The sequence below is a fragment of the Halorubrum halodurans genome, from assembly GCF_002252985.1.
GTDB lineage: Archaea > Halobacteriota > Halobacteria > Halobacteriales > Haloferacaceae > Halorubrum > Halorubrum halodurans.
On record NZ_NHPJ01000082.1, the window covers coordinates 1 to 19,343 of the forward strand.

19 protein-coding genes are annotated in these 19,343 nt (G+C 57.9%); 12 read left to right on the forward strand and 7 right to left on the reverse strand.

Going from position 1 to position 19,343, the window contains the following annotated elements; all coding sequences use genetic code 11:
• Positions 1-486 precede the first annotated feature (486 nt).
• From DJ70_RS08160 to DJ70_RS08175, 4 genes are all read right to left on the reverse strand, one after another.
• Positions 487-672, reverse strand: a complete 186-nt coding sequence (locus DJ70_RS08160) for a HepT-like ribonuclease domain-containing protein (protein WP_094531828.1) — start codon at positions 670-672, stop codon at positions 487-489.
• The gene (locus DJ70_RS08165) at positions 669-959 is read right to left on the reverse strand and encodes a nucleotidyltransferase family protein (RefSeq protein ID WP_094531830.1); all 291 of its coding nucleotides are present in this window, start codon (positions 957-959) and stop codon (positions 669-671) included. Before DJ70_RS08165 ends, DJ70_RS08160 begins: the two co-directional genes overlap by 4 nt.
• Before the next feature lie 235 nt (positions 960-1,194).
• Entirely contained in the window at positions 1,195-2,268 is a 1,074-nt protein-coding gene (locus DJ70_RS08170; protein ID WP_094531832.1) for an RNA ligase family protein, read from the reverse strand.
• Positions 2,269-2,295: 27 nt separating this feature from the next.
• Positions 2,296-2,562 (reverse strand): hypothetical protein, encoded by a 267-nt coding sequence (locus DJ70_RS08175; RefSeq protein WP_094531834.1) that lies wholly within the window; start codon positions 2,560-2,562, stop codon positions 2,296-2,298.
• A gap of 50 nt (positions 2,563-2,612) precedes the next feature.
• Here DJ70_RS08175 and DJ70_RS17940 point away from each other — a divergent pair, with 50 nt between their 5' ends.
• From DJ70_RS17940 to DJ70_RS08185, 3 genes are all read left to right on the forward strand, one after another.
• Positions 2,613-2,744, forward strand: coding sequence for a hypothetical protein (locus DJ70_RS17940; protein ID WP_271930182.1), 132 nt, complete (start codon positions 2,613-2,615; stop codon positions 2,742-2,744).
• A gap of 201 nt (positions 2,745-2,945) precedes the next feature.
• Positions 2,946-3,536: a DUF7342 family protein gene (locus DJ70_RS08180; RefSeq protein WP_094531836.1), complete on the forward strand. Its 591-nt coding sequence runs from the start codon at positions 2,946-2,948 to the stop codon at positions 3,534-3,536.
• Positions 3,537-3,539: 3 nt separating this feature from the next.
• Positions 3,540-4,022: a hypothetical protein gene (locus tag DJ70_RS08185; RefSeq protein WP_094531838.1), complete on the forward strand. Its 483-nt coding sequence runs from the start codon at positions 3,540-3,542 to the stop codon at positions 4,020-4,022.
• A gap of 149 nt (positions 4,023-4,171) precedes the next feature.
• Here DJ70_RS08185 and DJ70_RS08190 read toward each other — a convergent pair whose 3' ends face one another.
• Positions 4,172-5,167 (reverse strand): hypothetical protein, encoded by a 996-nt coding sequence (locus DJ70_RS08190; RefSeq protein ID WP_094531840.1) that lies wholly within the window; start codon positions 5,165-5,167, stop codon positions 4,172-4,174.
• A gap of 391 nt (positions 5,168-5,558) precedes the next feature.
• Here DJ70_RS08190 and DJ70_RS08195 point away from each other — a divergent pair, with 391 nt between their 5' ends.
• Entirely contained in the window at positions 5,559-6,092 is a 534-nt protein-coding gene (locus DJ70_RS08195) for a DUF7342 family protein (protein WP_094531842.1), read from the forward strand.
• Positions 6,093-6,100: 8 nt separating this feature from the next.
• The gene (locus DJ70_RS18040) at positions 6,101-6,535 is read left to right on the forward strand and encodes a hypothetical protein (RefSeq protein ID WP_094531844.1); all 435 of its coding nucleotides are present in this window, start codon (positions 6,101-6,103) and stop codon (positions 6,533-6,535) included.
• Positions 6,536-6,553: 18 nt separating this feature from the next.
• On the opposite strand, the gene DJ70_RS08205 is transcribed toward DJ70_RS18040, so the two are convergent.
• Positions 6,554-6,955, reverse strand: a complete 402-nt coding sequence (locus DJ70_RS08205; protein WP_094531846.1) for a PIN domain-containing protein — start codon at positions 6,953-6,955, stop codon at positions 6,554-6,556.
• 202 nt (positions 6,956-7,157) lie between these two features.
• Here DJ70_RS08205 and DJ70_RS08210 point away from each other — a divergent pair, with 202 nt between their 5' ends.
• The 7 genes from DJ70_RS08210 to DJ70_RS08235 all read left to right on the forward strand — a co-directional run bounded on the left by DJ70_RS08210 (position 7,158) and on the right by DJ70_RS08235 (position 17,205).
• Entirely contained in the window at positions 7,158-7,469 is a 312-nt protein-coding gene (locus DJ70_RS08210) for a hypothetical protein (RefSeq protein ID WP_094531848.1), read from the forward strand.
• Entirely contained in the window at positions 7,469-7,966 is a 498-nt protein-coding gene (locus DJ70_RS08215) for a type II toxin-antitoxin system VapC family toxin (protein WP_245810768.1), read from the forward strand. Before DJ70_RS08210 ends, DJ70_RS08215 begins: the two co-directional genes overlap by 1 nt.
• A gap of 1,025 nt (positions 7,967-8,991) precedes the next feature.
• Positions 8,992-9,873 carry a hypothetical protein gene (locus tag DJ70_RS08220; RefSeq protein ID WP_094531850.1) on the forward strand — a complete coding sequence of 294 codons (882 nt, stop codon included), beginning with the start codon at positions 8,992-8,994 and terminating at the stop codon, positions 9,871-9,873.
• A 55-nt stretch (positions 9,874-9,928) separates the two neighbouring features.
• Positions 9,929-12,586, forward strand: a complete 2,658-nt coding sequence (locus DJ70_RS08225; protein WP_143420979.1) for a hypothetical protein — start codon at positions 9,929-9,931, stop codon at positions 12,584-12,586.
• A gap of 70 nt (positions 12,587-12,656) precedes the next feature.
• Positions 12,657-14,456 carry a hypothetical protein gene (locus tag DJ70_RS16825; RefSeq protein ID WP_143420980.1) on the forward strand — a complete coding sequence of 600 codons (1,800 nt, stop codon included), beginning with the start codon at positions 12,657-12,659 and terminating at the stop codon, positions 14,454-14,456.
• A 671-nt stretch (positions 14,457-15,127) separates the two neighbouring features.
• Entirely contained in the window at positions 15,128-15,823 is a 696-nt protein-coding gene (locus DJ70_RS08230) for a nucleotidyltransferase domain-containing protein (protein WP_179234010.1), read from the forward strand.
• A 224-nt stretch (positions 15,824-16,047) separates the two neighbouring features.
• The gene (locus tag DJ70_RS08235) at positions 16,048-17,205 is read left to right on the forward strand and encodes a sugar phosphate nucleotidyltransferase (protein WP_094531854.1); all 1,158 of its coding nucleotides are present in this window, start codon (positions 16,048-16,050) and stop codon (positions 17,203-17,205) included.
• Positions 17,206-17,215: 10 nt separating this feature from the next.
• On the opposite strand, the gene glmS is transcribed toward DJ70_RS08235, so the two are convergent.
• The gene (gene glmS / locus DJ70_RS08240; protein WP_094531888.1) at positions 17,216-19,018 is read right to left on the reverse strand and encodes a glutamine--fructose-6-phosphate transaminase (isomerizing); all 1,803 of its coding nucleotides are present in this window, start codon (positions 19,016-19,018) and stop codon (positions 17,216-17,218) included.
• Positions 19,019-19,343: the final 325 nt, after the last annotated feature.

A 19,343-nucleotide genomic window follows, 5' to 3' on the forward strand; every position in this document is an offset into this window, starting at 1 on the left:
TTGGTGTGCTACTCGTTCTATGACACCCTCGTCATTAAAGAAACTAGTAGGCAAGCCATCATAAAGTACACGGCAGTTCGCGGTGTTTCATCAGACAGTAGTGATCTTGGACCTTACATTTACAGAAAGATTTACTGTGATTTCAGCAGTATCGCGTCACTTCGATTGTGTCGCTACCTGCCGATGTGGGGTATTTGACGGCCTGTCGGTGCTATTGTTGAACCCATGAACCCACCAAAATATCCAATTTGACACCTAGCATCTAGAGTATATTATACGCGCCTTAAGCAAGGGTATATGGACAGATTTCCAGCCCGCCTCGATTATGCGAAAACCTCCCAGTTTCTTATTGAACTCGGTAGCTTGATGACCACGCTGTTCGTGCTCCTCTTCGTCATCTCAGTGATCGCTATCGGAATCAGTCTCTCGTTTGGACCCCTATAACAACTCGGTCTCCTAGCAGTTGGTATGCCCGGGTTACTAACGCTATTCCGTGTAGATATCATCTGGAACGTTTTTCGCTGCCTCACCAATCACCTCGAAATTTCGGAGTACTGCGTCGACTGTCTTTGGATCATCAACGAACTCTTCGTAGGTCATCTCACGTGTATATCGCTTGATCTTCTCGACGCCGTCAAGAATGTCATCGAGATAGTCCAAAACCTCTGTCATACCGTGACGAGATCGTCATGAACGCGGGATTCAATCCGTGGCTTCAACGAATCTTTCGTCACGAGGTCGACCTCGATACCCAACTCGTCCGTCAGTTCGTTTTCCAACCGAACGAGATCGAACAACGTTACAGGCTGCTCGAAGACGACGAGTACATCGAGATCGCTGTCGGGTTGTTGTTCTCCACGCGCATACGACCCAAAGATACCCAACTCGCTGATCGGATACTCCTGCTCAAGTTTCGGCTTGAGCTGTGCAAGTCGAGTTGAGATATCTTCGGTTGCCATAGAGGGCCTACGATTGCGCTAGTTAATTACGTTTTGGCAATACGCGGCTATTCGGCTCGAAACCGACGGAGACGCACGGCGGACTCTCCGACGGGACGAACCAGACAACTTCTTCGGTAAAATACTCGCTGAGATGGAGATTCGGGCGTTCAAGATCAAGGAGTATCAGACCGATGGTGTCGCGGGACTGTCCGACTAATTTACGGAAATCCTCGGGGCTTGACCCTGAAGCGGTTCACGAGAGGTGTTGCCAGATGGTCGTCGGGTCGGCGTCGTTCAGTTCGGCGTTTGTTTCCATCTTTCGGAGTTCAGTAACACACCGCTTGGCGACGAGCGGGTAGACTTCTGCGGGTGTGAACTCGAACTCGAGCTGCATGATCTCGTGCCAGTGTTCGGCCCAGATATCCTCGACGACGCGGGGGTACAGCTCTTCCACGAGGTGAACCCCAAACTCACGATCCTCTTCGATAACGAGTGAACGGACTGTCTTGCGAATCCGGGCGGACGTGCAGTACATCGCAACGAGTTGTTCCGCACCCGTCTCTGCGTCAGCCGGATCTTCTCCGAACTGCTCACAATTCAGTTCCTCGAAGTCCTCGCGGACCACTTTCACGCGGCGGTCGTGGCTGTCACTGCGGACGACGACGCCCTCCGCACGGAGATCGGCAGCCAGCGACGACCACGGAACAGTGTAGTTCTCGGGATCGAACTCTGCAGTCTCGGCAATGATCGTCGCAGGAACGAACGCGCGATCCGGCGACACGCTCTCAACTCGGATCCTGTCGAAGACGCGCCAGGCCGCCTCGGTCGAGAGGAACCCTTCGAAGGTTTCAGCGTACGGACTGCCCGGTGGCGTCATCGACTTGATGGCCGCGTACGGAAGGACGTCGAAGCCGATGAGAGCGGGGAGGGAGTGATCTGTGTAGCCGTAGTCCAGTGTCGAGTACACCAGATTTTCTGCGTAGACGATGAGGGGGCCGTCGTGTTCATCGTGGACTCGACGGAGAGCGGTCGTGTCGATCCCGTCACAGAGACACCGGACGGCTCGGTGGAGTGCCCCGTCGATATCCTCGAGATCGTCGCGATGACTGCCCATGATCGAGCGCCGCGTCCCGAAGACGAGACTGCCGTCCCCGTCGGCGGCGTTCACGACGGGCTCGGGATACGATGAGGCGTGACGCTCGTCATAGAGTGTGAAGCGGAACGAGCTGCCATCGAACTTCTCGAGGACCACCAAGTCCTCGGCGTCGAAGAACGACTCCGGGACGACGGGGTGATCGTATCGTGGGATCTTCGGGTATACTTTCATCGGTCAGTGGTAGCGTGTTGTGCACGGTCAAGTATCGCCGTTTGCACCCTCACCTCCATCCCACGTTCGAACGGCGTCGCCGACAACCGTCCGAAACTCTTCGACAGGAGCGGTACGGATACTCGAGGGCATCGGACCGTAGTTGTCCCACTCCGTAGTGTAGCGGACGATTCTCGATCGGAGACAACCGTCGCCCGCGTCCAGATCGTACGTTTCGAAGATATGGTGGACATCGAGCACGAGTACTTCTCCGAGTTCGTCGTGGCTGTATATCGTGTTCTTTGTGAGTTCCATGTGCGTTCGAGGCGCTTATATCATGTAGAACCCGGTAGATTGACTAGAACTTGCCGCTGTACACCACAACCCCGGACCTCGATCTCAACGATGCGAACCTCTTCGGTGTGACGCCGACGCTTCTCGACCTGATGGGTGTCAACACCGACGACGAGTTCGACGGCGAGAGCCTGCTCGGGTGACTGTGATCCGGACCTGCCTACTCTTTCGACAGCGCACCTGAGCCGTGTAGAAGGTGACCGATCCCGACGCACCCGCTGCGGATTCAATACAGGTCGACCGCCGCGTACTGGTTTGCGTGGATGGACCACAGCTTTCGAGAGCAATGAAAGAATATACTATGATACCAAAGCACTATGTTCCTCTAGTTCGTATGAGCCTACATGAGCGACCGGCACCCACCAGATACGTTTGCAAATATCAACGAGGCAGTCGGGACAGACTGGGAGTCTAACACGACGCCATACGAGCGCATCCGGCATGTCATTAGCCACACATACAGCCCACTGTCGGCTGATTCGGTCGCTGACAATGCGCGGACCGCTCCGAAGACCGCTCGAAAGCATCTGAACACACTCGCAGACGAGGGGTTCGTCGAGACGACACCCGGCGAGCACGGCAGTACGCGGTATCGTCGCTCGCCTGAATCACTGGTCATGGAACAGGCGTCCGACATCCTAGAGCACGTTTCGACTGACGAACTCGTCACACAGATTCAGGAAATGCGCGAGCAGCTCACAGAATATCAGGCTGAATTCGGCGTCGAGTCCCCTGAAGAGTTAGCCGTCAGCCAAACGAATCAGGCTCTCGCCGAGTCCGGAGTTCCACAAGAAGAGATCGATCCCGAGCGGATCCGTGAGTGGAAGACGCTCCGTCGAAACCTCGCGTTCGCAAATGCGGCCCTCTCGATCAGTACCGCCGAGCAGTTTGTCGACGATGACCGTCGCTCGACTGATGAGAACGTCCCGGCCTGAGCGATGGTGAACGCTTCAGATCAAAACGAACACCATACGCTCCGTGGAGCGACAGACCGTCCGGCACTACTCACGATTCGCGATGTTATCGAGGAAATGGAGCCGCTTGCGACAGCCGAACTCGATGACTACCTCCATCCATCTGTCCTCGAAGTTGCGCTCGACGATGGACTGTGTACGGCCGACGCGGCGCGGATCGACGTCCAGTGGACCACACAGGCCCACTACAAGTTCCACTATACGGACACAGAAGCGGTGAATTTTCGATGGGGTAAGCATCCACATGCGGACGACTATCTCAACGTCCCGGGGCTCGAACATTATCATCCGCCGCCGACTGCGAGCTCAAAGCCAGACGAGGTCGAAGAATCCTGTATTAAACAGGCTCCCGAAGTATTGGTCACTCGCGCCGTTCTCAAACTCTGGCGGGTCGCCTACCACATGGATTCGTACGACCCGCTCAATACTGGCCGAAATCCGCCGTGAACCCTCTCGGGGGCAAGTGGTTCGAGACGTGGGCCGTTTCGTCATCACGGAAGACTTCGCCGTCCGTACGACCCCGAGAGTTTCTGTCGGTTCCCAACCACGTTGACATCCTCTCTGCGCTGAACCCAAGGCTTTCTCCTCGATGCTGCTCAAACGCCGAGATCCCGGAACGTCCAGTCGTTCGGCAGGTCGGCGTCGAAGCCGATCTCTTCGACGAGGTCGCGGATGCGCTGTTCGACCGTGTCGTCTAACTCAAACGTGTCGTCGAATTCCTCGTGCCAGTCGTAGTACCGCGGCATCCCTGGCCAGTGGTCGTCCGTCTTCAGCCCGTAAACACTGTCAAGCAGATAGCGACGAGACGGCATATCGTCACGGGCGGGACGCGAGAACGTCCCGTCGATCGACTCGTCTTTCACCAGCGCTTCAAGGAGATCGACCGCCGCGTACTGGTCGGCGTAGAACGCGTGTTCGAGCGTCGGCGTAACCGAGAAGATATCTTCCGAGACGCGGGCGTGGAGACGGTCGGCCACTGAGTGGTCGGGATGGCCGATTCCCCACCCGTACGCGTGGACTTCCTCCTGTGTGGTATCGGCTGTATCGCTGGCAGTGACTGCGACGCCATCGAGGTATTCGAGTGCTGAAACTGGAATCGCCTCCACACTCTCGGTTACCCGCGTGCGGATCAGATTCCGTCCGACAGCATTCGCGATCGTGGGTGTCACGAGCGGCAGCTCGTCGTCCGCGGTCGGGTCGTACGCATCGATGACCTCCTCGAGGAGACTCCACCCGGTTGCTCGCACCGCTTCGTCCAGGGCGTCACTGACTCGCTCGTGGTATCGCCAGAACACATCCCGGTATGTCTCCCCGCCGTCGTCTTCCTCGAGCGCAGCCGAGAGCGCGGACTCGAACTCGGCGAGTGTCTCGTGGAGGGCGGCTCTGTCATCACCAGAAAAGCGGTTGAGTAGGGTGTCGAGCTCGGCGACGGATGCGTCTCGTTCGTCGGCCGGCGACGAACCCGCGGATTGAGACTTCTCGAGATCAGCCGAGGCAACGGGTGTCTCTGGTTGAACATCCTCGCAGTCGTGGAGACGGAGACGGGTGAGTGTCTCGAACGACGCTCCGCAATCGTCGCACTCGTGGGCCATAGCCCTACTACAGGGATGTAGGCAAAATAAAATCTCTGACCTCGATAGTCGACCCCGCTGAGACGGACTATCGCAAGTTCTCTGCGCAACTGCGACGGGCCGGTTTCACATACCTTGTCTGGCGGCTCACAGAGGAACGAGGAGGAAGCCCACGACTTCACTCGTGGGTCACTGACGAGAGAGCAAAGCTCTCTCGAACGACCTCCGAAGGACGGTTCGGAATCCGCTCCGTTCCGACCGATTCCTACTTTCGCATAGGGTAGCCTGTGAACCGCCTCAGGGTCAAGCCCCGAGGCACTCGGCCTGCTCAGCCTGTAGATCCCAGCCCAGACGAAGGCAGGAAATTATTCTTTGAAGTAAGAATTATATCCTCGGCTCTGTAATCTCACGTATGTCCGAGACAGACGCCAGCGATGGACCGCCAGTCTTCGAGGATGCGTTCGCCAGCGATGACGTTGAACAGCGCATCTACAGCATCATCCTCCAGACCCGCGAGCCGACGCCGACAAGCGCAATCGCCGACAGCGCCGACTGTGACCCCAAGACCGCCCGGAAGTATCTGGGGTGGTTCGATGACCTTGGCATCGTTACCCGACACGACGGCCATCCGGCCACCTACGAGCGCAACGACGCGTATTTTGAGTGGCGACGCATCAACCAACTCGCAGCTGATCACTCCGTTGAGGAGCTACAGGATCATGTTCGTGAGTTGACGACGCGCATCACCGAGTACGAGGCGACGTACGATGCCGCGTCACCGGCCACAGTCGATGCCGTCGCCGCCGCGGACGGCAGCGACGAGTTGACCATCGACGCCGTGTACAGTGACCTCGCTGATTGGGCGACTGCCCGCGAGGAGCGTGACCGCTACGAACGCGCGCGCCAGCAACGGACGGGCGGCGAGCGCGAACAGGCATCCGGATAGCTCGCTCGATGGTGCCACCGACAGGCGATGGTGGGAGTCCTGCCCCCATCGATCGTCCAATTCTCGAGTTTCTCCAGACACGACTCCAAGCGACGAGGCAGGTCTCTCGAGCGACCGTCACGGATGCCAGCGGCCATCTCAGGCTTCAGGTCGTCTTGGCCCCGTCGTACTACCCAGCAGCCGTCGACGAGGCGCAGTTGACACTTCGTTGGTACACGAACGATGACTTCAAATGCCACTATCGGGAGCAGCACGCAGACCACGCTTGGAGGTGCCGGTGGGACCGGCATCCCAATCCGCACAATACACGGGACCATTTCCACCCCCCGCCCACCGCCCCGACGCCCGGCGAGGACGCATCGTGGCCAGCCGACCATCGTGACGTCGTTACACTTCTTCTCGACGAGATTGAAGACCGGGTCACGACCCTCTGGAGCGAGTAGAACACGTTCCCTCTGTGCTCACCCGGACTCCTCGGCGTCGAGCGGTGTCCGGGTGAGTCCGACGGTGTCGTAGTCTTCCTCCGTCGAGAGTACGCGCTCGTCGCGGGTGGTAACGAGGCCGGCGCGGAGCGCATCGAACGGGGTGATATCGTACTCGTCGAGGAACGCGGCTGCGGTCAACACCGCGTCCTCGTGTTCGGCCGGAACAATCGGAACGAGTTCGAGCAAATTGGTGATCGCTCGCGGCGCATCAATCTCGTACTCGGCAGCCTCGCGGTCGTAGAACAACACCAGCACCTCGGCATACGCGGGTATCGAGGTGTGGATGTCGTCGCGCTCGTCGAGGGCCCGAATCGCGGCGTCTTGGAGCCAATCGTCGTCTTTCACCAACGCGGTGAGAAAGTCCGTTTCGACGTACACGGCTACTCAGTGGCCTCGTTTGACCGATCGGCGGCGTCTGCTCGAACCTCGTTGGCGATCGCCTCACGCGCCTCTGCTTTGAGCTCGTCGGCCGTGCGAGATGAGGCGATTCGCTCCGATGTCTCGGCAGCTGTATATGAAAAAACTCATGCGAACATTATATATCTCATGAGATGCTATCTAAGAGTAGTGAGCGACGTTCATGAGCAGTAACGACACCAAGCACGTACAAACTGAACTGGATGCGGACAAATACGAACAGTTCCGAGCGTTTGCGGAGGAACATGGACTGTCACTCAAAGAGGCTGGACGTGAGGCGCTAGTCGAATGGATCGATCGACGGCAGCAAGCTGATCCGAACGATCAGGCGTTCACCGTACTCGAGACTCTTGAGGAAGAGTCGCTGTCGGAAACCGCTGCGACCGACGCCCGTACCGAGACAGATCTCATCAACGAATGGGACGGAAGTGAGGAATCATTCACACTCGCTGACGCTCCGAACACGTCTCACTAATGGCTGAGCCAGTCGAGACGCCCATCGGCGTCGTAACGGCCGAACACTTCCGACCTGGTCACGTTCGACACCAAGTCGTCGTTGGTCCGAAGTTCTTGTACGCGTTGTTCAACCCCCGCGACAAGATGCACAGCGTCTCGCGTGCCTTCATGACCTTTCTCCGTGATGGTGAGCTTCCCTATCGACGACTCATCGTTAACGACCACATCGCCGATGAGGCGGCCACCCGGCTGAAGAAACAGGCGTCGATGAACAATGCCGTCTCATTTTTGACGACGCTCGACGAGAGTTCTCTTTACCAATTTGAAGCAGTCCCCGAGAGCGTCGTTATCGATGCCAAAGAGACCTTCATTGAATGGACGGATCTCGGTGCGTCATTCACAGATTTCGTTGTCGCTGCACACATGGACGAGCTAGATGTTGATCACGTGCTCACGTACGATCGCCATTACGATGCCTTCGATGTCACGACACTCCCGTATCGAAGCCAAGAGTGATAGCCATCCGATCCAGAATACAATCCTCTGTCGAGAGTGCTCTGCTAGTGGACCTGGCCAGCGACGCCGAGACGCTTCACAGAGCCCAAACCTAGCACTACCCCCGCAGCGAGCGCAAGCGAGAGTAGCCCCCACGCGACTGCCGCACTGCCGGTCACAACCGGTGACGGGACCGCAAGCCGAGCCAACAGCACAGTGACGAACGCAACGCTCCCGCCAGCAAACAGTACGAAGAGGGTGGCCCGCGCAGCTTCCCAGGGACGAGACAAGCTGATTACAGACGACCCCCAACCAGTAGTAGCACTATCAGTAGTCGCAGAGTCGGTCGACGCCGCAGCTGAAGTCTGATGCCCTTCACCGGAGGCCATAGTACCGTCTTCTCGGAGATCAGTCCCCTCATGATCGGCGCTAACCGACTCATCACTACCACTACGATCCGTCTCCGCTGTCGAATCACACTGGGCACCCTCCGACCCGTCCGCACCGCTCCAAACTAACCAGTACCGATAAGTCTGTGTTTGGGTGTCGCATTCGAGAAACCCGTCATCGACTAACTCCTGTAACGTATCATGACTCGTCTTCTTTGAATTGATCTCGAGATTGGGATATGTCGTTTCGAGATACGCTTCGACATCACTTCGCGTAAGCACTTGCGTTTGACTCGTTGCGCCACGATCGACAAACGCCTCGAGGTATTTGTATCGCGCGTGCGTTTTGAACGGATTATATTCAGCATCAATAAGCGCGTCAGCCAGCGCCTCGGGAAGTACCTCAGATCGTGTTGCTTGGGTGGCCATTACCAGACGCTTCTCAGACCCCCATTATATACATTCTGGTCAGAATAGCCGTAACCAATATTATTATATACTATTCTTTTCTCTGCCAGCGCGCTTATTCATCATATAAAAAACTACAGGGTTGGTGAACGGTCGTGTAGTCCCCTAAACGCCCATATTAAGCATTGTACGCCCGTTTACTCCTCAAATCCATTATTATCTCCCCCTGAGTGAGCAGAATCGTCAGAAATGACGAACCACGACAGACGGACGAACCGAGTCGAAGCGGCCTATCGGGCGGCCGGCTACACAATCGACGGTGATCGAACCGACCAGCATGGTCCGGTTGATCTCCGCGTCTCCCGCGCTGGACAGCAGATTGCTGTCCTCATCAATGCCAGCAACGTCATCAAGCCGGGAGTGGTGCTCAAAACCGTCGACCAACTCACCGCGCTCGAAGAACCAGCCCACATCGTAACCACATCCGCACGACGCGCTGCGAGGCTTCGGGCACTACTCGAGTGCCCAGCGGTGCTGTGGACGGCAGCCGGCACAGAGTGCTACACCCAACCGGCCCCGTTCACCCCGGACGGCAACGAGCGGACTTGTACGGAGCCATGCGTGTGGGTCGCTATAACCGACGAGCAACCGGCGCCTGTTGAACCGATCCTCTCTGTTGAGCTCTCCCCCGCGTCCGAGCAAGAGGCCGACGCTGGTGACCGACTCCCGGTGCGCGATAGCAACGAGCCTGAAACCCAGTTCGAGAACGATATCATCGAAACGGATGCCACCCAATCCGAGCGCTGGAACAGTACAATCGAGAAGGGACCCCGCTACGATGCGTGGATAACAGAACACGACGGCCGCTGCCCGCCCGCAGAACGATCGTCGCTCCTCCGGACAGCCTTCGTCCCGCAGTGCTCGTCGTACGAGGGGCACACCAAGGTCATGCTTCTCGACAGCGAGTTGACGCTCAAAGAGAACCGTCCCGCCAACATCGGACTCGAGCAAGCTCGCAGTCCCCCAGTACCCGCAGCGCAGAAAAACAGCCCGAACAGCCGACCGTTCACTACAGTCCATCTGATCCCGCGGACGGACTGGAACAGCATCGTCAACAGCACCCCAAAGTAACCTAAAATGTCAATTCAAATCGATCGAATTGAACGGATCCAATCGCCGGATTCGGATGACGACGACGACGCCGAGGGGCTTCCAGCCCCGGAGGACGTCTCTCCGTTTCAGACCCCAGTACGGTCGCTTCGAGGCGGCGCAAAGCAACGAAAAAACGCGATTCGCATCCGGCTCCCGCGAGACCCACAAGCGCGAGCGGACCTACCAAACGATATCGCGGGCGTCCTCGTGTGGATCATCGCCGATGTCTTGCGGTGAAAGCTGTATCGAGAGCCTCGAAATTCTCATCTACCCCGCAAAATACGGACTGGAGTTCGTCCTCCACCCGCGGCCGTACGGGCTTAATGAGAACAGCAACACCCAGTCGACACTCGATTCAGCTGAGAAAAAGACCTACACGCAGCCACTAAGTAAGCTCAAACAATCGGTGAAGCGCCGCTACCCGGCGGCCGTAACCGCAGAAGTCGGTCACCTCGATCTCGAGCCTGTCGGGCTGTCTGATGTGACGACGACCCGCCTCTACTCGCATGAAGACGGCAACAGAGAAACGCCCGGCAACAGCAAGACGAAGCCGCTCAAAGCGCTTTTCGACGCCTTCCGGGAGAACCATGACCCGTTCATCTATCAGGTCATCGTGAGCGGAAAAGATGGGCAGTATAACGCGTCTGTCCGCTGTGCGACCTACCGACCAAAAGATACCTACACCGGCGACCGTGACTTTGCGCGACTCGTCGAACAGGGAAAGCCGTCGGATCTCTCGCGAGTGTTCGCGCCTGGAAACTTCACGTCGAACCATGACCCGCGGCTCGCAGCCGGCCTCTGGAAGACCAGCTACACCAAGCGCGTCAACGGCCCCGACAAATATCGTGTCGAGTACAACGACGAGCGGACAAACCAGTACACCAGCCGCAGAGAAGTTCGAGTCCTCGCGGACCGAAACCGCGAAATCATCCTCCGAAAAGGCGAACACCGGCGGCTTATGTCGGGCGACACAAGTGCGGAGCACTTCCTCAAGGAAGACTACAACCTCTATGGATGGTTCTCGCTGTTTGAAGCGCAGCTTGGACCCTTCGTGCAAACGGTCACCGATAGATGGGAGACAAATCCCTGGCTGGACGTCGACGGGCGATCAGAACCAGGGTTCCACTCGGTTGAGCTGATTACAATCGAGACCGACGCGGAGTTCGGGTTTGGCCAGGGAGCAACCGACGAAGCGTCTGGTGAGCCGGAGGTCCAAAACGAGGGCAACCTGCCACACCGGAGCTACGAGAACATCGTCGAACGGAGCTTCACCGAAGGGGGTGACGACATCGAGAAGGTCGAACAGACCACAGAAGCCCTTCCAGACCTTCGGATCTGGACCGACGAGCAGTTCATCCTCACGCTTGGAATCGCTGTTGGCTCGACAATCGTCGCCTTCGAAGTCGAGGACGAAAACAGCACAAAACCCTCGAACACGCTCAAAAACGCTGAGCGGGCCATCGCTGCTGGCCGGCACGTCATCTTCGGGTTTACCCAAGATCGAGTTGAGCGCGGCTACCGGACGCTCAGTCGCGGCTACAAAAAGAAGACGGCCGACGGGACTGGAGCTGTCCTGTATAACCGGACTGACCCGGTGCGGACCGTCGATGGACGCAGCGTCGTCCGTCGCGGGAGCGGGGCAACCACGTATGAACTCCGTGGCAGAGAACTGACCGCCAGCGACGACGACGGAGAACTCGTCTGTGGAGACGCAAGCGAAGATGTCAGCACCTTCGACTGGCCGGTTGCTGGTGAGCCAACCGACGAGGATACTGAATCAGCTGGCCGATGTGGCTACTACCGAAAGACCGAGGATGGAACCCACCGCGTTGAGACTCGCGACGGCACGGCCATCATCACCTACAGCGAAAAGAAGGCGTTCCTCGCTGACTGGTGTCGGATCTATGAACCCCACATTCCCATGGGGTTCGGCTACCTCGACCACGTAACGGTCACCTACCTCGACGAGGAGACAAACCAGATCGAAGTGTACGACCCCACTCCAGAGTGGGCGACGTACGAGCGAACAGAAACACAGAAAGCGGGCTTTGCGGCCTTCTTTGATCAGTTCATCGTCGCCCGCGATGGCCCGCAGCTCACCTACGACGCGCTCAAGGAGACGTTCGCTACCTGGTTTGAGGGCCACTCGCAGTACGATGCGCCAGTCAGGTCCGTCATTGGTGGGTACCTCCCTGAAGAGTTCAAGAAGGCCAAGACCGGTGCGACAGGGAACGAATACAAGTACTTCGATGGGTACGACTGGCTGTTCGATCCGGCGATCGACTCGCCGCATCAAACGGGTCCGCCGGCTGATTACGACCCCGACGAGGTCGACGACTCCGAGGACTCGGATGAGTCTGGCGACTCCACCGACGAGAGCGACTCTACCGACGAGTATACCGAAACCGAGCAGAACGACTCTACTGACACTGGGGAGTTCAGCGATACCGACGACTCCACCAACACCGAGGAGTCCAGCGATACCGGGGAAGCCGACTCCACGGCCGGTGGAGAAGCTGCGACTGCTGATGTGGATGAGACAGGGGTCGACGAGGACACCGATGACGACGCCAGCGACGACTCCACGGAGAGTAGTGGCGTTCAAAAAACGCTCACCGACGCCACGGACGACCCCGACGCCGCTGCCGAACCCGAAGACACCACCACCAAACGGACCACCGAGGACGCGTAACCGCAGGGGACTCTCCCCCTGTAAGTTCACACCACCACTACACATCGGTGCTGAGCACCCACAACGACTAATGACCGAATCACCCACACCATGGCAAGCCGTCGAACTTGTCGTTGATCCACGGACGCCTCGACCACGCCATGCGCCACCGCTGTCGACAACGCTCGCAGAGATCGTCCACACAGCCCTGTGGGATCACGGGTGTGGCCCAGTCGCCTATCTCTCGCTTCCTGGCATCGTCCGCCACCGAACTCTGCTGTGGGCCGGCAGCGAGCCCGAACATCCGCTCTCGATCCCGAACGTCGACTGCAGTGAAATTACGGACGCGACAGCGACGCTCGCACAACTCGCCGTCAACGCAGGCGCTGGTGATCTCGGAATCAGCATCGTCGACGTCGATCCGCGTCCACTCGGGCAGACGAGTGCGTTTACTGAACGGCTTCTCGCTGAGGATCCAACGGCCCTGACCAACTCAACACGATCACCGCCGCTTACGCCCGTGCTTGACGCCGCCAGTAGCCATCCACACGCCCTCAGCGTCGTCGCCGACCGTGGAACGGACGGAACGGAACTCGCCGTTAGACTCGTCGATTTCACGCCCGCAGCGCAGATTTGTGATCGCGACGAACTTGCAGCGCCGCCGCGCGGCTCGATGAGCGACGTGATCGACAGTCCAGACACGCTCACCAACTGGGAGCTTCCGGAGGCACACGGGTGGGACCGTCAAATCGAGGATGGACTGCCAACGGACCAGCCGCTGTTCCGCCAGACGTCCGCTTCACAGTACGACGACAACGCGCCGAATCACGCCCTCGCAATTGCTGGCTCATCCGCCGAGTACGCTCAGGTGGTGACCCAGTCGCCCGCAGATCCACTTGCACACGACTATCAGTCACTCGGCGTCACTGGCCGATTCACCACAACAGGGACCCACCTTCCAGCGTTCTATCCAGTTGTAACTCGCCTCTATCCCACCTCGCTGTGGGACCAGATCGAGAGCCGCGCCCCTGCTCGGATCACCACAATCACACCGGTGGTTGTCCCGAACGGGATGCACGTAGCCGACACCGATCCAACTGCGCAAACGAGCCGGGTGACCACACAGGATATCACGCCAACGGGTTCGGCGTTCGAACAAGGCGTTGTGCGGTGGTGTCTCGAACGCGGCGAGACAATAACCCCTGTCGAGCACTCCTCGTCAGCAGTGTCGTTTCACCGTACTGCTGTCGATGGTACCCATACCCTCGTGTATTTGGCCGCTTCTGAGCCACTCCATCCGGGCCGATTGCTCGCTGCTGTTTGGGATGCTCACCACGATCCGGCCCTGTCGGGGATTAGCGTCTTCACGGCCTCGAAGGCGATCGGCCAGCAGGCTGTAACCATCCTGGGCAGACCGTTCAAGCCGCCAACAGGTCCAACGACGACGTTGTACCGGCAGCCGACGATGCTTGCTGACGAGACCGGGATTGCCGTTCGCACAGCCGAGCTTCCACCCGAAACGTGGGAGGTTACGCCGAGCAACGAACTACGGTGTCTGGTGGATGGTGACTGTCTCGCCAGTGGTCGCTTGCGGGCCCCACTAGAGACGTTCACAGCCCAGTGTCCTCGTGTGTCTGCGATCGACAACGGTGGCGCGAGAGTGACGTATCCGGACGGCACAACGATGACGTCAATCGATCGGAAAGCGGTGGAAGCAACCGTGAGTCCAGTATATGCACCTGCGCGGCCGGTCCATCTCGCAATGGGACGAGAAACAGCGAGTGTGTTTGTCCACAATGGCTCAGACTTCCGGGGCGTCCGGTGGCCATCGAAGACGAGTGAGTCCACGTCCACGGATCGTGACGAACTCATGGCCGCCATTCGTCTTTAGCTAAGACTGATAGTAATATTCAAAGCTCAGAATATAACTAAAGGTGTTGGGAAAGACAATTCCAGCCGGTGAGACGCTGTTCATCGTGAAACCAGGCGATTAGAAACGCTAAAATTGGTGTTTTCGGCGTTTTGTCGAGGTGTACGAGCGAAATTCGACCGCAGATCACGGCTAGATCGTATTACTGTGAGTATTAGCTAAAGACGGATGCTCATGGCCGCATTCAAAGAGACGTATACGGTCACCGACGCGGACGCCGCAGTCCACTACGAGACGACGCTATCTGAGGTTGTCTCGTACGCACGCCATCAGACCGATCGGCCAACGAGGCCCGCTGGCTGGGTTGCGCTGAGAAAGGCATCGTTTGACCACCGTTCTATAGCCACTCAGCCCACCAAGATGATTCCTGGCGTCCGGTTGCGGTACACGCCACCTGCACGAGCAGGGTTGTTTGATTAGTTCTTGACAGAAAGGTGGCCGTGACATGATCTCCGCATTTTCGAGGTGGAGCCCCCGACCTCAAGGAGCGAACGGAGTGAGCGAGTAGGTCGGGGAGGAAACGGACATGGGACGACACAACCGCCACACTGCGACCGACCGACTCCTGAGCTTATTAGGTATAGCCACAGTATAATATATGGTATATATAGTAATGAGCCATAGCATGGCACATGAGCCGTGAAACGGAATCAAACGCCACACAGGGTGTGTCCATATCCGTTCCAATACCCGCCGCAGACACGGATTTATTCAAAAGCAAGGCAACGAACGACATTTTGCTATTTTTAACCAACCATCGATTCAATCAGTTCTCACAGCGCGAAGTGGCAGACCAGATTGGCCATTCCCAACAGACGGTTCGGAGAGCAATCAAAACCCTCATAGAGAACGGATTAGTGGTCGAATCGCCCGAGGGTAATCAACGGCTCGTTCAGATCAACCGAGAGCGACTCGCTATTCCGGACGACCCTCTCCTCCGAATACCGCAACCAGAATTCCAGAAGCCCGTGAAGGCTGCCGTCGACGAACTCACCGGCTGTCTCGACGGCCTCATCGGGATCGTTCTGTACGGGAGTGTGGCGCGTGGCGAAGCCGATCGGCGCAGCGACATTGACCTCTGGGTGCTCACGACGAAGGATCGAGGCCCAAACCAACGAGAGGCGAACGGTGTTAGTCACGACCTCGAAGATGTCGAGTTCGACGGGAACAGATATGCTTACGACATCGACGTTGAGGCGGTCCACGCGATTCCCACGTATACTGAAGACATCCGGGAAATCATCGTATCAGGTATCGCGATCTACAGCACTAACAAATTTGAGATGGTCGAAAATTTACTCCTGAGTGAGGGTAATAGCGATGAGTGAAGCAGCTCCTCGGCTCAATCGGATCGTCGGAGTTCCTACGGTACACGCGCCAGCTAGTGATCGCGTAGCAATACGATATACCCACCCCACCGCTTCCGCTGTTCGCACGGAGGAACACACTGTCACCGGCGCACACGATGGCCGCCTGATGGATCCAGACGTTCCTGTTCGTTCGAATCCTGCGCAGCCAAATTGCTAAGACCCCATCTCCATTCACTCAAGGTATGAAAGCAGTCATGCTCGCCGCGGGCAAAGGCGAACGCCTCTGGCCGCTCACCGAACATCGTCCGAAACCGATGCTCCCTGTGGCGAATCGCCCACTCCTTGAACACATTCTCGAGACACTCGAAGCTGCTTGTATCGACGAGGTCATCCTCGTTGTCGGATCGAATCGTGAGCGCGTTCAAGACCACTTCGGCGACGGCCACGATCGTGACCTCGATATCACCTACGTCACTCAATCCAGACAGCTCGGCACGGGGCATGCACTGCTTCAAGCTGAAACACACATCGGCGAGTCATTCATTACGCTCAACGGCGATCGGATCATCACCACCGACCTCATCAACGCGGTCCGGAACCAACACACCACCGCGGATCTCGTTATGGGTGTGACTCGCGTCGAGACGCCAAGCCGCTATGGCGTCGTCGATCTTGATGGCCAGACAGTCACCGACATCACGGAACAACCGCATCCAGATCAGGTCAGATCGACATATATCAACGCCGGTGTGTACGCATTCACACCCGAGATCTTCGGTGCCATCCGCGACACGGAGAGTCATGGCGAGCAAGCCCTCACCGATGCGCTCACTCCCTTCATCAAGGATCGCCGCCTCCAAGCAGTCCAGTATCGCGGCCGGTGGCTCGACGTGTCAGTCCCTTGGGATCTCCTCGCCGTCAACAACGCGCTCAACTCGGCTCAAGAATCTTCATCGACACCTACCACTACCACCGTCGATGAATCCGCGGTCGTGGCTGACACGGCGATTCTCGGCGCCGGCACAACCGTTCATCCACAGGCCGCCGTGCTCCAGCGTACCACCGTCGGCGACAACGTCCGTGTTGGACCCGGCGCGATCGTCGAGAATGCGATCCTATTGTCTGACGTGTCTATCGAGGCTGGTGCGGTAGTCACAGACTGTATTATCGGTGCCAACACGACCATCGGGCCGAATACCACCATCGAGAGCGGCACGAGAGATGTCGTGCTAAACGGGAGTGTCTACGACGACGTGTCGTTTGGGGGACTCATCGGAGACAACGTCTCAATTGGTGGGAACGTCACTCTCGCTCCTGGAACACTCATCGGAAACGAGGTCACCATTGAGGGTGGAACGCGTGTCTCGGGGCGGATCGCTGACGATACGCATGTCACGTGAACAGAACCCGCTACTCAACAGTGACGCTTTTCGCCAGATTCCGGGGTTTATCGATCGGTCTCTCCTTCTCGTTCGCGACGTGATATGCGAACAGCTGGAGTGCCACGTTGGCGGCGACGGGCTCCATGAGTCCACACTCAGGGATTTCAAACGTCAGATCTAGATCGGGGTCTACGTCCGGTGACCCGGTCAGCCCGATCGTAGGCGCGCCGCGTGAGGCTACCTCCGTGATGTTGTGTTGTGTCTTCTCGGCGTTCGTCCCCGCAGTCAACAACGCGATAACAGGGGTATCTGGTGTCACGAGTGCGAGGGGGCCATGCTTGAGTTCGCCAGCAGGGAATCCCTCCGCGTGGTCGTAAGCGATCTCTTTGAGTTTGAGCGCACTCTCGATCGCCACGGGGTAGCCAGCCTGACGCCCAATATAAAAGAAGGCGTCACTGTCGGCATACTGTTGGGCCGCCCGTTTGATCGTGGATTCCTGATCGAGAATCTGTTGGACAGCTCCTGGGAGGTCCTGAATGCTGTTCAACAACGCATCGACAGTCTGGCCCGTGAGGCTACCTCGGATCATGCCGAGATGTACCGTCAGGAGCGTCGCCGTGGCCACCTGCGAGACGAACGTCTTCGTCGCGGCGACGCCGATCTCGGGGCCAGCCCGGATGAATATCGTGTCATCGACTTCGCGAGTGACCGTCGACCCGAGCGTGTTGGTGAGCGCCAGACTCCGGGCGCCCGCGCGGTTCGCCTCGCGCAACGCAGAGAGCGTGTCGGCCGTCTCGCCACTCTGGGTGATCGCCAGCACGAGCGTACGCCACGGATCCCGATCGCCTGTGAACTCATACTCACTTGCGATGTGGACCGTTACGCGAATGTCCGCGTGGGTCTCGAGCAGCTCTTTGGCATAGAGCCCGGCGTGATACGATGTCCCACACGCAATGATCTGGATCTCTTCGAGTGAGTGTAGATACTCTTCTGGAAGCCCCACATCGAGTTCAACCTCCGTTCCCAGATCATCGATCCGCCCTGAGATGGCCTGACGGAGTGCGCGCGGCTGCTCGTGGATCTCTTTGAGCATGTAGTGGTCATAGCCACTCTTTCCAGCCGCCTCGGCGTCCCACTCAAGCGTCTCCGTCTCGCGGGTGACGCGTTCGCCGTCATTATAGATGGTCACTGAATCCGTGGTTAGATGCGCAATGTCGCCCGATTCGAGATACGTAACCCGGTTGGTATGCTCGATGAAGGCCGTGGCGTCACTGCCGATGAAGGTGGTCTCATCGCCGTGGCCGAGCAACAACGGGCTATCCTCGCGGGCAACGACGATTCCGTCATGGCCGGCCGCTGTGACCGCGATCGCAAAGCTGCCCTCGAGTTGTGCCGTGGTCCGTTGGACCGCAGCCACAAGCGAGGCGCCATCGGCGAGTCGATCTTCGATGAGATGAGGAATGACTTCCGTGTCAGTCGCACTCTCGAAGATATGTCGGGGCTGTAGTTCCGATTTGAGCGCGTCGTAGTTGTCGATGATCCCGTTGTGGACGACAGCCACCTCACCGGTACAGTCGGTGTGGGGGTGCGCGTTCGTTTCGGTGGGCTCACCATGGGTGCTCCACCGGGTATGGCCAATGCCGACCGTGGCAGCAGCGGCATGCGGCGCCGTCAGATCATCCACCTCGCCTTCGGTTTTTTCGATGGTGAGATCGTCTCCCGCAAGCGCGATACCTGCTGAATCATATCCCCGGTACTCGAGGTTTTTGAGTCCGTCATGGACGATCCGACCGGTATCCTCTGCTCCGATGTAGCCCGTGATCCCACACATAGTTAGCTGGAAGACATATCTGTAGAAGTGAACTTGAATCATTGGGTTGGCACGGGATCTCACAGGGTGACGAGGAGGAAGCCAACGACTTCAGCCGTGGGAGGAACCCGACAGTCGTGGAGATGGAGACGCGAGAGTGTCGAACGACTCTCCACGATCGTCGCATTCGTGAGTTTTTATCTTACATTGATATTTTTTCCATCCCTCTGAAAGCGGGAAAACTGCCGATTGCTCTCTGAAGCGGGGGTTCGCCCGAAAAACCCTGAAAGCGCCCCTCGAGCAGATACTCGTCGCCGGTCCACATATAACTATATTGAAATTATTC

Coding starts and splice junctions, on each gene's coding strand:
- DJ70_RS08170 (WP_094531832.1), bottom strand. CDS start 2,268: ATGAAAGTATACCCGAAGATCCCACGATACGATCACCCCGTCGTCCCG.
- DJ70_RS08215 (WP_245810768.1), top strand. CDS start 7,469: ATGGCTGAGCCAGTCGAGACGCCCATCGGCGTCGTAACGGCCGAACAC.
- DJ70_RS08225 (WP_143420979.1), top strand. CDS start 9,929: ATGACGACGACGACGCCGAGGGGCTTCCAGCCCCGGAGGACGTCTCTC.
- DJ70_RS08220 (WP_094531850.1), top strand. CDS start 8,992: ATGACGAACCACGACAGACGGACGAACCGAGTCGAAGCGGCCTATCGG.
- DJ70_RS08230 (WP_179234010.1), top strand. CDS start 15,128: ATGAGCCGTGAAACGGAATCAAACGCCACACAGGGTGTGTCCATATCC.
- DJ70_RS08235 (WP_094531854.1), top strand. CDS start 16,048: ATGAAAGCAGTCATGCTCGCCGCGGGCAAAGGCGAACGCCTCTGGCCG.
- DJ70_RS16825 (WP_143420980.1), top strand. CDS start 12,657: ATGACCGAATCACCCACACCATGGCAAGCCGTCGAACTTGTCGTTGAT.
- DJ70_RS08210 (WP_094531848.1), top strand. CDS start 7,158: ATGAGCAGTAACGACACCAAGCACGTACAAACTGAACTGGATGCGGAC.
- DJ70_RS08160 (WP_094531828.1), bottom strand. CDS start 672: ATGACAGAGGTTTTGGACTATCTCGATGACATTCTTGACGGCGTCGAG.
- DJ70_RS18040 (WP_094531844.1), top strand. CDS start 6,101: ATGGTGCCACCGACAGGCGATGGTGGGAGTCCTGCCCCCATCGATCGT.
- DJ70_RS08165 (WP_094531830.1), bottom strand. CDS start 959: ATGGCAACCGAAGATATCTCAACTCGACTTGCACAGCTCAAGCCGAAA.
- glmS (WP_094531888.1), bottom strand. CDS start 19,018: ATGTGTGGGATCACGGGCTACATCGGAGCAGAGGATACCGGTCGGATC.
- DJ70_RS08185 (WP_094531838.1), top strand. CDS start 3,540: ATGGTGAACGCTTCAGATCAAAACGAACACCATACGCTCCGTGGAGCG.
- DJ70_RS08175 (WP_094531834.1), bottom strand. CDS start 2,562: ATGGAACTCACAAAGAACACGATATACAGCCACGACGAACTCGGAGAA.
- DJ70_RS08190 (WP_094531840.1), bottom strand. CDS start 5,167: ATGGCCCACGAGTGCGACGATTGCGGAGCGTCGTTCGAGACACTCACC.
- DJ70_RS08195 (WP_094531842.1), top strand. CDS start 5,559: ATGTCCGAGACAGACGCCAGCGATGGACCGCCAGTCTTCGAGGATGCG.
- DJ70_RS08180 (WP_094531836.1), top strand. CDS start 2,946: ATGAGCGACCGGCACCCACCAGATACGTTTGCAAATATCAACGAGGCA.